General features: G+C 30.4%; 12 protein-coding genes. 10 read left to right on the forward strand and 2 right to left on the reverse strand.

Going from position 1 to position 13,272, the window contains the following annotated elements; translation table 11 throughout:
- The first annotated feature begins 10 nt into the window (after positions 1-10).
- The 7 genes from hadB to IC175_RS07230 all read left to right on the forward strand — a co-directional run bounded on the left by hadB (position 11) and on the right by IC175_RS07230 (position 8,205).
- Positions 11-1,237 carry a (R)-2-hydroxyisocaproyl-CoA dehydratase subunit HadB gene (gene hadB / locus IC175_RS07200; protein WP_169468259.1) on the forward strand — a complete coding sequence of 409 codons (1,227 nt, stop codon included), beginning with the start codon at positions 11-13 and terminating at the stop codon, positions 1,235-1,237.
- The gene (gene hadC / locus IC175_RS07205) at positions 1,237-2,364 is read left to right on the forward strand and encodes a (R)-2-hydroxyisocaproyl-CoA dehydratase subunit beta (protein ID WP_227435455.1); all 1,128 of its coding nucleotides are present in this window, start codon (positions 1,237-1,239) and stop codon (positions 2,362-2,364) included. The genes hadB and hadC overlap by 1 nt, the downstream gene beginning before the upstream one ends.
- A gap of 47 nt (positions 2,365-2,411) precedes the next feature.
- Positions 2,412-3,545, forward strand: coding sequence for a putative isocaproyl-CoA dehydrogenase AcdB (gene acdB, locus IC175_RS07210; protein ID WP_227435447.1), 1,134 nt, complete (start codon positions 2,412-2,414; stop codon positions 3,543-3,545).
- A gap of 32 nt (positions 3,546-3,577) precedes the next feature.
- On the forward strand, positions 3,578-4,363 hold the full coding sequence (gene etfB / locus IC175_RS07215) for an electron transfer flavoprotein subunit beta (RefSeq protein ID WP_227435445.1): 786 nt from the start codon (positions 3,578-3,580) through the stop codon (positions 4,361-4,363).
- An 18-nt stretch (positions 4,364-4,381) separates the two neighbouring features.
- Positions 4,382-5,419, forward strand: a complete 1,038-nt coding sequence (locus IC175_RS07220; RefSeq protein ID WP_227435443.1) for an electron transfer flavoprotein subunit alpha/FixB family protein — start codon at positions 4,382-4,384, stop codon at positions 5,417-5,419.
- 477 nt (positions 5,420-5,896) lie between these two features.
- Entirely contained in the window at positions 5,897-7,528 is a 1,632-nt protein-coding gene (locus IC175_RS07225; RefSeq protein ID WP_227435441.1) for a sigma-54 interaction domain-containing protein, read from the forward strand.
- A gap of 464 nt (positions 7,529-7,992) precedes the next feature.
- Positions 7,993-8,205, forward strand: coding sequence for a hypothetical protein (locus IC175_RS07230; protein ID WP_227851358.1), 213 nt, complete (start codon positions 7,993-7,995; stop codon positions 8,203-8,205).
- A 109-nt stretch (positions 8,206-8,314) separates the two neighbouring features.
- Here the strand turns inward: IC175_RS07230 and fba are convergent, their stop codons facing one another.
- Positions 8,315-9,241: a class II fructose-1,6-bisphosphate aldolase gene (fba, locus tag IC175_RS07235; protein WP_227483382.1), complete on the reverse strand. Its 927-nt coding sequence runs from the start codon at positions 9,239-9,241 to the stop codon at positions 8,315-8,317.
- Positions 9,242-9,444: 203 nt separating this feature from the next.
- Between fba and IC175_RS07240 the strand changes: the two genes are divergently transcribed.
- From IC175_RS07240 to rlmD, 3 genes are read left to right on the forward strand one after another with little or no spacing between them, the layout of a single operon-like run.
- Complete coding sequence (locus IC175_RS07240) at positions 9,445-9,774, forward strand: DUF1904 domain-containing protein (protein WP_227435437.1); 330 nt, start codon at positions 9,445-9,447, stop codon at positions 9,772-9,774.
- Complete coding sequence (locus IC175_RS07245) at positions 9,774-10,496, forward strand: pseudouridine synthase (protein ID WP_227435435.1); 723 nt, start codon at positions 9,774-9,776, stop codon at positions 10,494-10,496. Before IC175_RS07240 ends, IC175_RS07245 begins: the two co-directional genes overlap by 1 nt.
- Before the next feature lie 32 nt (positions 10,497-10,528).
- Positions 10,529-11,884: a 23S rRNA (uracil(1939)-C(5))-methyltransferase RlmD gene (gene rlmD, locus IC175_RS07250; protein WP_227435434.1), complete on the forward strand. Its 1,356-nt coding sequence runs from the start codon at positions 10,529-10,531 to the stop codon at positions 11,882-11,884.
- 81 nt (positions 11,885-11,965) lie between these two features.
- Here rlmD and IC175_RS07255 read toward each other — a convergent pair whose 3' ends face one another.
- The gene (locus IC175_RS07255; RefSeq protein ID WP_227851359.1) at positions 11,966-13,093 is read right to left on the reverse strand and encodes a site-specific integrase; all 1,128 of its coding nucleotides are present in this window, start codon (positions 13,091-13,093) and stop codon (positions 11,966-11,968) included.
- Positions 13,094-13,272 lie beyond the last annotated feature (179 nt).

Genomic DNA, 13,272 nt, shown 5'->3' on the forward strand with positions numbered 1-13,272 from the left:
AGGGATGACAATGTCTGAAAAAAAAGAAGCTAGAGTAGTAATAAACGATTTATTAGCTGAACAATATGCAAATGCATTTAAAGCTAAAGAAGAAGGAAGACCTGTAGGTTGGTCAACATCAGTATTTCCTCAAGAGTTAGCAGAAGTATTTGACTTAAATGTATTATATCCAGAAAATCAAGCAGCTGGGGTAGCGGCTAAAAAAGGTTCTTTAGAATTATGTGAAATGGCTGAATCTAAAGGATATTCTATCGACCTATGTGCATATGCAAGAACAAACTTTGGTCTTTTAGAAAATGGTGGATGTGAAGCTTTAGATATGCCAGCTCCAGATTTCCTACTTTGCTGTAATAATATATGTAATCAAGTTATAAAATGGTATGAAAATATTTCAAGAGAATTAGATATACCTTTAATAATGATTGATACAACTTTCAATAATGAAGATGAAGTAACTCAATCTAGAATAGACTATATAAAAGCTCAATTTGAAGAGGCTATAAAACAGTTAGAAATTATATCAGGAAAGAAATTTGACCCTAAGAAATTTGAAGAAGTAATGAAAGTATCAGCTGAGAACGGAAGACTATGGAAATATTCTATGAGTTTACCAGCAGATTCTTCTCCTTCACCAATGAATGGATTTGATTTATTTACTTATATGGCTGTAATAGTTTGTGCTAGAGGTAAAAAAGAAACTACAGAAGCATTTAAATTACTTATAGAAGAGTTAGAAGATAATATGAAAACTGGAAAATCTTCTTTCAGAGGAGAAGAAAAGTACAGAATAATGATGGAAGGTATACCTTGCTGGCCATATATTGGATATAAAATGAAAACATTAGCTAAATTTGGAGTTAATATGACAGGTAGTGTTTATCCACATGCTTGGGCATTACAATATGAAGTTAATGATTTAGATGGAATGGCAGTAGCATACAGTACTATGTTTAACAATGTAAACTTAGACCGTATGACAAAATATAGAGTTGATTCTTTAGTAGAGGGTAAATGTGATGGAGCATTCTATCATATGAACAGAAGCTGTAAACTTATGAGTTTAATACAATATGAAATGCAAAGAAGAGCAGCTGAAGAAACTGGATTACCATATGCTGGATTTGATGGTGACCAAGCTGACCCTAGAGCCTTTACTAATGCTCAATTTGAAACAAGAATTCAAGGTTTAGTTGAAGTAATGGAAGAAAGAAAAAAACTTAATAGAGGTGAGATATAATGGAAGCTATTTTATCTAAAATGAAAGAAGTAGTTGAAAATCCAAATAAGGCTGTAAAAGAATATAAAAATGCAACTGGTAAAAAAGCTATAGGTTGTTTCCCAGTTTATTGCCCAGAAGAAATTATACATGCAGCTGGAATGCTTCCAGTTGGTATATGGGGAGGACAAACAGAATTAGATTTAGCTAAACAATATTTCCCTGCATTTGCATGTTCAATAATGCAATCATGTCTAGAGTATGGATTAAAAGGTGCATATGATGAATTATCTGGAGTTATCATACCAGGTATGTGTGACACATTAATTTGTTTAGGACAAAACTGGAAATCAGCAGTACCTCACATAAAATATATATCATTAGTACACCCACAAAACAGAAAACTTGAAGCTGGTGTAAAATACCTAATCAGTGAATACAAAGGTGTAAAAAGAGAACTTGAAGAAATATGTGGTTATGAAATAGAAGAAGCAAAAATTCATGAAAGTATAGAAATTTACAATGAACATAGAAAAACTATGAGAGACTTTGTTGAAGTAGCTTATAAACATTCTAATACTATAAAACCATCAATAAGAAGCTTAGTAATTAAAAGTGGATTCTTTATGAGAAAAGAAGAACACACTAAATTAGTAAAAGATTTGATAGCAAAATTAAACACAATGCCAGAAGAAGTCTGTTCTGGAAAGAAAGTTTTATTGACAGGTATATTAGCAGATTCTAAAGATATATTAGATATTTTAGAAGACAATAATATAGCAGTAGTAGCTGATGATTTAGCTCAAGAAACAAGACAATTCAGAACAGATGTACCTGCAGGTGATGATGCATTAGAAAGATTAGCAAGACAATGGTCAAACATAGAAGGTTGTTCATTAGCTTATGACCCTAAGAAAAAACGTGGGTCACTTATAGTAGATGAAGTTAAAAAGAAAGATGTAGATGGTGTTATCTTCTGTATGATGAAATTCTGTGACCCAGAAGAATACGATTATCCTTTAGTTAAGAAAGATATAGAAGATAGTGGAATACCTACTTTATATGTTGAAATTGACCAACAAACTCAGAATAATGAACAAGCAAGAACTCGTATTCAAACTTTTGCTGAGATGATGAGTTTAGCTTAAGTTCATTAAAATAAATTTACTATAAAATATGAAAATTGGAGGAAGCTATGTTATATAACAAAGAACAAGAACTTTTAAGAAAAGCAGTAAGAGATTTTGTTAGTAAAGAATTAGATACTTTACCAGCAGAAATGGATAAAACAGGTGTAATGCCTAAGGAATTAATCAAAAAATTAGCTGAAACAAAATTTATAAGCAGTAATATCCCAGAAGAATATGGTGGTGGGGGAGCAGGATATGTTTCTTACGCTATCATAATGGAAGAAATAGCTAGAAGATGTGCTTCAACAGCTACTTTCGTTACAGCTGGTTCTTCTCTTGCTACATTACCAATACTTTACAATGGTACTGAAGAGCAAAAACAAAAATACTTAAGAGGTTTAGCAACAGGTGAGTTAATAGGAGCATTTGGTTTAACTGAGCCAGGAGCTGGTTCTGATGCTGGTGGACAACAAACTACAGCAGAATTAGTAGGAGACCACTACATATTAAATGGTAGAAAAACTTTCATAACTAATGGACCATTCTGCGATATAGCTATAGTAATAGCAGTTACAGATAGATCTAAAGGTCTTAGAGGAACATCAGCATTTATAGTAGAAAGCAAATGGGATGGTTTCTCAACAGGAGCTCATGAAGATAAGATGGGTATAAGAGGAACTGAAACTTCTGACTTAATATTTGAAAATGTTAAAGTTCCAAAAGAAAACCTTATAGGAAAAGAAGGTAATGGATTTAAAATAGCAATGGGTACTCTAGAAGTAGGTAGAATAGGTGTTGCTGCCTTAGCTCTAGGAATTGCTCAAGGTGCTTTAGATGAAGCTGTTAAATATACAAAACAAAGAGTTCAATTTGGTAAGCCTATAGCTAAATTCCAAAATACTCAATTTACTATAGCTGATATGGAAACAAAAGTTTGTGCAGCTAGAGGATTAGTTTATGATGCAGCACAAAAGAGAGATGCAGGAATGAGAGTTGCTCAAGAATCTGCAATGGCTAAATACTATGCAGCAGAAGTTGCAAATGAAGTTGCTTATAAAGCATTACAACTTCACGGTGGATATGGATTCATAAAAGATTATGAAATCGAAAGAATGTACAGAGATGCTAGAATCGTATCAATATACGAAGGAACATCAGAAGTTCAAAAAATGGTAATTTCATCAAACGTATTAAAATAATAAATAATCTAATGAAATTGGAGGTATAGACTTTGAAAATATTAGTTTGCGTAAAACAAGTTCCAGATACTAACGAAGTAAGAATAAATAAAGAAACAGGTACTCTTATAAGAGATGGAGTTCCAAGTATATTAAACCCAGATGATGCAAATGCATTAGAAGAAGCATTAAAAATTAAAGATGAGCATGATGATGTAACTATAACAGTTATAACAATGGGACCTCCTCAAGCAGATTTTATGCTAAGAGAGTGTTTAGCTATGGGGGCTGATGATGCAATATTATTAAGTGATAGAGCATTTGGAGGAGCTGATACTTGGGCTACATCAAATACTATCGCAGCAGGAATATCTAAAATAGGCGACTATGATATAATATTTGCAGGAAGACAAGCAATAGATGGAGATACTGCACAAGTTGGACCACAAATTGCAGAAAAATTAAACATTCCTCAAGTTACATATGTACAAGACTTCAAAATAGAAGGAAAAGACATAATAGTTCAAAGACAATTAGAAGATGGATATGAATTAATTAAAGTAAGTACACCTGTACTTTTAACAGCAGTAAAAGAATTAAATGCACCTAGATATATGTCTGTTGATAAAATAGTTAAAGCATATAAACATGATGTAAAAGTTTGGACAATTGATGATTTAGACGTAAATAAAGAAGAAGTTGGCTTAAAAGCATCACCAACTAAAGTATTTAGATCATTTACTCCTGAGCCAAGAGGAAAAGGAGAAATCTTAGAAGGTAAAGCTGACGAAATAGCTAACAAAATAATAATAGGTCTAAAACAAAAGCACATTATATAAGTTGGAGGAGTACAAACTATGAATGATATAAAAGATTTAAGTTCTTATAAAAACGTATGGATATTTGCAGAGCAAAGAGATGGAAAAATAACTCCAGTAGTTATCGAATTATTAGGAGAAGGAAGAAAATTAGCTAAAGAAGTAGATGCAGAACTTTGTGCAGTATTATTAGGAAAAGATGTTGATGGATTAGCTAAAGAATTAATTTCTTATGGAGCTGATAAAGTTTATGTTGCAGACGATGCTCTTTTAGAAAAATATACAACTGATGCATATACAAAAGTAATAAAAGATGCAATAGATGAAATAAAACCAGAAATAATGCTTTTCGGAGCAACTCATATAGGTAGAGACTTAGCACCTAGAATAGCTTCAAGAGTAGGAACTGGATTAACAGCAGACTGTACTAAACTAGAAATAGACCCAGAAGATAAGAAAATAAAACAAACTCGTCCAGCATTTGGTGGAAATATAATGGCTACAATCATTTGTCCAAACCATAGACCTCAAATGTCTACAGTTAGACCTGGAGTTATGGATAAAGCTGAAAAAGACGAAACAAGAACTGGTGAAGTTATAGCATTAGATTACAAAATAACTCAAGATGATATAAGAACTACTGTTTTAGAAACAGTTAAGAGTAAAAAAGATTTAGTATCTCTTACAGATGCAAATGTTATAGTATCAGGTGGTCTAGGATTAGGTGGACCTGAAGGATTTGAAATGCTTAAACAATTAGCTGACAAATTAGGTGGAGTAGTTGGTTCTTCTCGTGCAGCTGTAGATGCTGGATGGATAGACCATTCTCACCAAGTAGGTCAAACAGGAACTACTGTTAAACCAAACCTATACATAGCTTGTGGTATATCAGGAGCAATACAACATTTAGCAGGTATGCAATCATCAGATTTCATAATTGCTATAAACAAAAACCCAGCAGCTCCAATATTAGAAATTGCTGATTATGGAGTAGTTGGTGACTTACATGAAATAGTTCCAATGCTTATAGATAAATTAGATAGCGTTGATGATTTATTAGAAGCTATAAAAGCTTAATAGGTAACAAGTACCTAAATATTACTGATGAAATAAGCCTTATTAGTTAGTAACATAAATATTATTACATAATATGGTTATTACTAAATTGTATTTGTCAGTTATTAAAAAGTCTGTTTGAATAAAATTTTATAATACAAGATATCTAGATAATCCTTATATGTATATTACTTACAAAATGTGAGTCATATTCTATAAGGATTATCTTTATTTTCAAAAATAAGCACTAATTTTAATTAAATTGTGTTAAACAGACAAATAATTACCGAATATGTGATAAAATACAATTAAAAGCAAAATGAAATTTTTAACAAACTATGACCATTAAAATTATCTGTAAGTTGTATTTTAATGAAGCAAGATATTAAAAAAAGACAAATAAGGAGTTGGTTGTATGTGCTAATAGTATTTATTGTAAGCAAACAATAAATTTTGTATGTAGTTCAATAAATTACTTAATGAAAGGTGCGAATATTGATGGATAATAATTTGATAGGGCTTATAGAACATGTAGAAAATCCAGTTATTTTATGCAAAGAGTCAGGCGAAATAATATACTGTAATCATCTAATAGATAATATTTTTAGCTTTCTCGATATAAAAAGACCTAAAAATATAAATGAATTAGATTCAAATTTTGACAAAAAAGATATACTGGTGAATAATAAAAAGAAAATAGCTTTTAGAGAATTAAGAATGACTGCACATATTTATAATATGAAAGATAATGATAATGAAAATAACATAGTTTATTTATTTGAGAAGTCTGTAATATCTGACAAAATAGTTGAGGATATAATAGAACATATAGATGAAGTTGTCGTTGTATTTAACAAAGATGGGGTAATTGAAAAGATGAATACTGTCAGTGATGAGATTTTACCTTTTAAAAGAACTGAAGTACTTGGTAGAAATATAACAGATCTTGTCAGACAGGGGTTAGTTGAAGAACCAATAATATTAAATATGCTTAAGGTAAAGAAAAAGATTTATAGAAATATTGTTTATCCTGATGGAAAGCTTATCGCTTATACAGCCGTTCCAATATGGGACTCAAAAGGAAAACTTACAGGAGGAGTACTTACAGGAAGAGATATATCAAGGGTTATTAAACTTGAATCTCAGATAAGATATAGTGATGTATCAGAAGATACAGAGTATATAAGCCAAAGTAAGACTATGGACAATATAAAAAAAGTTGTCAAAAGAGCTGCAGCATCAGATTCTTCTATATTTATAAATGGAGAATCAGGCGTAGGAAAAGAAATTATAGCTAGGACAATATATAAGTATAGTTCAAGAAGGGAAAAGCCTTTTATAGCTATAAACTGTGGGGCTATACCAAATGAATTATTAGAATCAGAGTTTTTTGGATATGAAGAAGGTTCTTTTACTGGAGCTAAGAAAAAGGGTAAAAAAGGACTTTTTGAAGAAGCAAATGGTGGAACTATATTCTTGGATGAAATAGGTGAATTGCCAATGCAAATGCAAAAAAAATTACTTAGAGTTATACAAGAAAACACAATTACTAGAATTGGTGGGAGTAAACCTATAAAGATAGATGTTAGATATATAAGTGCCACTAATATTTCTCATGAGGACCTTAGAAACAACCTTAAATTTAGACAAGATTTATACTATAGATTGAGTGTTATTCCAGTAAAGATACCACCACTTAGAGAGAGAAAAGAAGATATAGTTCCATTAGTGGACTACTTCCTAAAACTTTATAATGATAAGTACAATAGAGAAGTAGAAGTTTCACCTAAGGTTATTGAATTATTGGAAGAATACTCTTGGCCAGGAAATATAAGAGAGTTAAAAAATATTATTGAAAGATTTGTAGTATTATCAGCCAAAAACGTAATTGGAGAAGATGAATTTAATATGCTTATAAATCTGGATATGATTGATAACGAATCAAATGATTTATCACCAATAGTGGTAAATGGAATTATGAATCTGAATGATGCATATAAAATGGTAGACCAAATAATGATAAGTAAGGCTATAAATAAATATGGTTCAATAACAAAGGCAGCCGAGGTGATAGGCATATATCCTTCTACAATACATAGAAAGATAAAAAGCGGATATATTCGTGTGTAGTTATTAGTGTAGTAAGTAATTAGAATTGATGAAAGATACTTTATTAGGAATTTATTAGGAAAATGTACATAGATTTGTGTAAATATATTTTTTATTATTAAATATTGCTGGAAGTTTTGATTCCAGTAATATTTTTTTGTAAAAATGCTATAGATGTTGCACTCATCTGACTTGTTCCAGTCCTCTAAAAAAGTAAGCATCTACCAGACTGTATAACACATTTATAATCATATAAATCATAGCAGAGAGTGCTATTGCTAAAAGTGTTTTTAAAATTATTTTCTATTAGAACATAAACACTCAGTAAACATTCTTATGGTATTATTTAGAAAATAACAAAAAGGAGATAATAGTTATGAAAAAACAATTTATAGCTTTAGGATTAACAGACTGATTGGTTTAGGTGGCTTTGGATTACTTACAATACAAATAAATCATTTGCAGATACTCCTAATAACGGAAAAATGAGTATAAAAGAAATAACTAAAGGACTTAAAGATGGTACCATAATTAATGATACTGTGAAAGAAGATAATAAAAAAGAGGGTACTGACAAGTATGAAATTACTGCAGAGAATGAAAAAATATCTGATAGTGCTACTACTAAATTAAGTACAGACGAAATAGATAAAGGGCTTAAAGATGGTACTATAATTAATGATACAGTAGAAAAATAATATATCTTTGTTTATATAAAAGATATATTCAACTTAAAAGAGATGGCTTAGAAATAAATTTAATTACTCTAAGTCATCTCTTTTCTTTTATAAATATTTAAAAGTTATATTAGTTTATAGAGTTAGCAGAACCTAAAACATCATCTATTTTACTTTCAACTACAGCTTGTATAGCATCTCTACCAGCACCAATGTATTTTCTTGGGTCAAATTCTTTTGGATTTTCAGCTAAGAATTTTCTAACAGCAGCAGTCATAGCTAGTCTTAAGTCAGTATCCATGTTTATTTTACAAACAGCCATAGAAGATGCTTTTCTTAACATGTCTACAGGTACACCTTTAGCTCCAGCTATATTTCCACCAAATTCATTACATGTAGCAACAGCGTTTTGGTCAACAGCAGATGCACCATGAAGAACTATTGGGAAACCTGGTAATTTGCTTTGGATTTCTTCTAGTATATCGAATCTTAATTTAGCTTCTCCTTTGAATTTGAAAGCACCATGAGAAGTTCCTATAGCTATTGCTAATGAATCAACTCCTGTTCTTTCAACAAATTCAACTGCTTCAGCAGGTTGAGTATATTTATGAACATCAGAAGTAACATCATCTTCTGTTCCAGCTAAAACACCAAGTTCTGCTTCAACAACAACACCCTTAGAGTGTGCATATTCAACAGCTTCTTTAGTTATTTTAACATTTTCTTCAAAGTCAAAATGAGATCCATCTATCATAACTGAAGAGAAACCAGCATCAATACAAGTTTTAATAGCATCCATATTTGGACCATGATCTAAGTGAAGAGCTACATCTACACCTATTTCATCAGAAGCAGCTTTAACCATCTCAACTAAAGTATGAGGTCCAGCATATTTAACAGCTGACATAGAAGCTTGTATCATAACATAAGAATTTTTAGCTTTAGCAGCTTTTAAAACACCTTGTAATTGTTCTAAGTCACTTATGTTAAATGCACCTATAGCAAATCCACCTTCGTAAGCTTTTTTAAACATTTCTTTTGTATTAATTAATGCCATTTTAAACTCCTCCTATTAACTTTTAAAATTTACCCATCACTTATATTATAACGTTAAATCAAAAAAAGTACATAGTAAATTGTAATAACTATAAATTACAAGTATAATGTTAAATAGAAGATAATAGGATTAGGCAGAATAATAAAGAATAGAAACAATTTAGGAAGAATTAAAATAAATAAGGGTTAAATAAAGGAGTCAATATGCCACAGATAAAGATAAGAGGAATTCATGAAAATGATATATGTAAAATAAGTGAAAAAATGATAGATGCTTTAGTTGAAGCTGTAAAATGTCCAAGAGATTACTTTGAGATAGAATGTATAAAATCAGTTGCAATAAGAGATGGTAAAATAGCAGAAGTGTATCCTTTTGTTGAGATAGCATGGTTTGATAGAGGACAAGAAGTACAAGATACAGTAGCAAGAATAATAACTGATAGTATAAGAAATAATTTAGATGTTGAAAGTATGGATTTAGCATTTACATTATTTGAAAAAGAAAAATATTATGAGAATGGAGAACATTTTTAATGGCTAAGAAGCAACGTATAGATAAAATTCTTTCAAACTTAGGTTATGGAAGTAGAAGTGAGATAAAGAAATATTGTAAGCAAGGCTCTGTAGTAGTAAATGGAAGTGAAGTTTCAAACCCAGGGACTCAAGTGGATACTGAAAACGATGAAATATTATTCAATGGAGAAGAAGTTTTCTATAGAGAATATATATATTTAATGATGAATAAACCAGATGGATATATATCAGCAACTACAGATAAATACGACCCAACAGTTTTAGATTTGATTGATGTCTCATACTTAGCATTTGAGCCATTCCCTGTTGGAAGATTAGACAAAGACACAGAGGGATTGTTAGTTCTAACTAATGATGGGAAGCTTTCTCACAGAGTTTTATCGCCTAAGAAGCATGTGCCTAAGACTTATTATGCAAAAATTGATGGGATAGTAACTGAAAAAGATGTAGAAGCTTTTGCAGAAGGAGTAGTACTTGATGATGGGTACAAAACTATGGCATCTCAGTTAAAAATATTAAAGAGTGATGAGGAATCAGAGATAGAACTTACAATACATGAAGGTAAATTTCACCAAGTTAAAAGAATGTTTGAAAGCGTAGATAAAAAAGTAGTATACTTAAAAAGATTGTCTATGGGTAATTTAAAGTTGGATGAAAGTTTAGAGTTAGGCGAATATAGAGAGTTAACAGATGAAGAAGTAAAGTTGATTGAAGAAAGATAATAAAGATACTATAGTAAATTGGAGGAGAATTTGTGAAGAAAAAGGATATTATAGAATTTGAAGTAGATAAAATGGAGTTTGGAGGCACATCCTTAAGCCAAGTTGGAGATAGAGTTATCCATATGAAGGGCGGAATAAGTGGTCAAAAGGTAAAAGCTGCTGTTAAAAAAGTTAGAAGCAAAAAAGCAGAAGTTAAGATGATGGAGTTGCTTGAACATTCACCACTTGAAACTGAAATACCTTGTAAGCACTTTAGAGAGTGTGGAGGATGTACATTACTATCAGTGCCATATGAAAAGCAATTAGAAATAAAAGAAAAACAAGTTATGGATTTGTTTTTAAAGCAAGACTTATTTGGGTTTCAGTTTTTGGGAATAGAAGGAAGTCCTGAAAACAAGTACTATAGAAATAAAATGGAATATACTTTTGGAGATGAAGTAAAAAATGGACCTTTAACATTAGGACTTCATAAAAAAGGAAAGCATATAGATATACAAACTGTTGAAGAATGTATGTTAGTTGATGAAGACTTCTCAAAAGTATTAGTATCTAGTGTAGAATTTTTCAATGAAAAAAATCTTCCTTATTATAGAACAATGAATCACAAGGGATATTTAAGACATCTTGTAGTTAGAAAAGGGATTTATACTAATGAGATTATGGTTAATATAGTTACTTCTTCTCAGGAAGATTTTAATATGAATGAATTTAAGGACATGCTTTTAGAACTTAATTTAAAAGCTGAGTTAGTAGGTGTACTTCACACTATTAATGATGGTCTAGCAGATGCTGTTCAATGTGATGAGTTAAGAGTTTTATATGGAAGAGATTATATACAAGAGGAAATTTTAGGGCTTAAATTTAAGATTTCTCCATTTTCATTTTTCCAAACCAATACTAAAGGAGCAGAGGTTCTTTATAGTATTGCCAGAGATTTTATTGGAAATTACAATGATAAGGTTGTATTTGATTTATATAGTGGGACTGGCTCTATTGGACAGGTTATGGCTGGTGCAGCTAAGAAGGTGTATGGTATTGAAATAGTTGAGGAAGCTGTTGCTGCGGCTAATGAGAATGCCAAGTTAAATGGACTTACTAATTGTGAGTTTATTGCTGGAGATGTTGCTAAGGTTGTTAAAGATTTAAAGGATAAGCCTGATTTAATTATTGTTGACCCTCCTAGACCAGGGATTCATAAGGATGCTATTAGAGATATTTGTGGATTTGGTGCGGAGGAGATTGTTTATATTTCTTGTAATCCTAAGTCTTTGGTTGTTGATTTGGTTGATTTTAAGAGTTATGGTTATGAGATTAAATTGGTCAAGTGTATGGATATGTTCCCAAATACACCTCATTGCGAGACTGTAGTTAAACTTATTAGAGAATAACAGGGTTCTAGCTGTTTATATGATGTTATAAAGGTGGATTTGCCACCGATTTGCCACCGTAATTATTTTTCGGTGGCAAATTTACTCTACAATGCTTTCAAAAATATTTACTGTTTGGTTTCTCATGTTGTTAGTTACATGTGAATATGTGTCCATAGTTGTTGATATTTTAGCATGTCCTAATCTATGTTGTATATCTTTTATATTAGCACCATTTTCTAATAACATAGTAGCATGTGTATGTCTTAAACTATGAAAATTAAAATCTATACCAAGCTCATAATTAACAATTCTACTTAAATATTTTAAACTATTCGTTGTTACATGTTCACCCATTTCTTTTGTACATACAAAGTTAGAGTTTATATACCATTCACCAAATTTTAATTTCATTTCTTTTTGTAACTTCTTATGTTCCCTCAAAACTTTTGTTAATGTATCACCGATATTTATTTTTCTGTAAGAGCTTTCTGTCTTAGGTGTACCTAATTCAAAACCTTCTTTTCCTTTACTTATCAAAGTATGTCTAACATGTATAATTTTGTTTTCTAAGTCTATATCATCCCATTGTAAAGCAGTTACTTCGCCACCACGCATTCCAGTATTAAATGCTATTTGTAAAGTAATGTAGAAACTAGAGCCTTGTGGGAATCTTTCTAAGATTTTATTAAAATCTTTTAAACTTATAATTTTTAAATCATTTTTTTTATTTTCTTGCATTTTAGGCATATGTACGTATTGCATAGGATTTTCTTTTATAAATTTAAATGGATATACGGCTGATTTTAGAGCTCCACTTAAAACACCATAAAAATTATTGATAGAATTTTTGCTAAGACCAAATTTTGACTTATCATTTAAAAATTTCTGCAATATAGCAGGATTAAGATTTTTTAGTTTGTATTTTCCTAAATCCTGTTTTAAATGATTTTTTATGATTTTTTCATAGTTTTTTTGTGTACCATATTTACAATTTAATAAAACATATTCTTTGTACCAAAAATCTAAGAAGTCAGAGAAGCTCATTTCATTATCTGAAAATAATTGACCTTCATTTTCAAACTCGCTTAAAGCATCTCTTAACGCTTTTTCGGCTTCTTTTTTAGTTTTGCCACCAACTCTTTCTATCTTTTTTCTTTTACCATTAATAGTCCCTAAGTCAAAGTAGTAATACCATTTTTCTCCACGTTTTCTTATTCCACCTTTCATGAAAATTTCTCCTCTCAAAATTAAATAATCAGAGCTAAATGCCCTAATTATATTATATCAATTAAATATATTCTAAAAAATATATATTAAAAATAGGTATATGGAAAATAATAACATAAATTTTAATTGATACGATTTTTAAATTATAGAGAATAAGATTATAAAAAAATGCTTTATTC

Origin of the sequence: Clostridioides sp. ES-S-0123-01, from assembly GCF_020658415.1 — a bacterium.
In the GTDB taxonomy this organism is placed as follows: domain Bacteria; phylum Bacillota; class Clostridia; order Peptostreptococcales; family Peptostreptococcaceae; genus Clostridioides.

Bases quoted from the DNA above. Each gene is read 5' to 3' on its own strand.
- hadB (WP_169468259.1), top strand. From the start codon at position 11: ATGTCTGAAAAAAAAGAAGCTAGAGTAGTAATAAACGATTTATTAGCT.
- hadC (WP_227435455.1), top strand. From the start codon at position 1,237: ATGGAAGCTATTTTATCTAAAATGAAAGAAGTAGTTGAAAATCCAAAT.
- acdB (WP_227435447.1), top strand. From the start codon at position 2,412: ATGTTATATAACAAAGAACAAGAACTTTTAAGAAAAGCAGTAAGAGAT.
- IC175_RS07220 (WP_227435443.1), top strand. From the start codon at position 4,382: ATGAATGATATAAAAGATTTAAGTTCTTATAAAAACGTATGGATATTT.
- IC175_RS07225 (WP_227435441.1), top strand. From the start codon at position 5,897: ATGGATAATAATTTGATAGGGCTTATAGAACATGTAGAAAATCCAGTT.
- IC175_RS07230 (WP_227851358.1), top strand. From the start codon at position 7,993: ATGAGTATAAAAGAAATAACTAAAGGACTTAAAGATGGTACCATAATT.
- fba (WP_227483382.1), bottom strand. From the start codon at position 9,241: ATGGCATTAATTAATACAAAAGAAATGTTTAAAAAAGCTTACGAAGGT.
- IC175_RS07240 (WP_227435437.1), top strand. From the start codon at position 9,445: ATGCCACAGATAAAGATAAGAGGAATTCATGAAAATGATATATGTAAA.
- IC175_RS07245 (WP_227435435.1), top strand. From the start codon at position 9,774: ATGGCTAAGAAGCAACGTATAGATAAAATTCTTTCAAACTTAGGTTAT.
- IC175_RS07255 (WP_227851359.1), bottom strand. From the start codon at position 13,093: ATGAAAGGTGGAATAAGAAAACGTGGAGAAAAATGGTATTACTACTTT.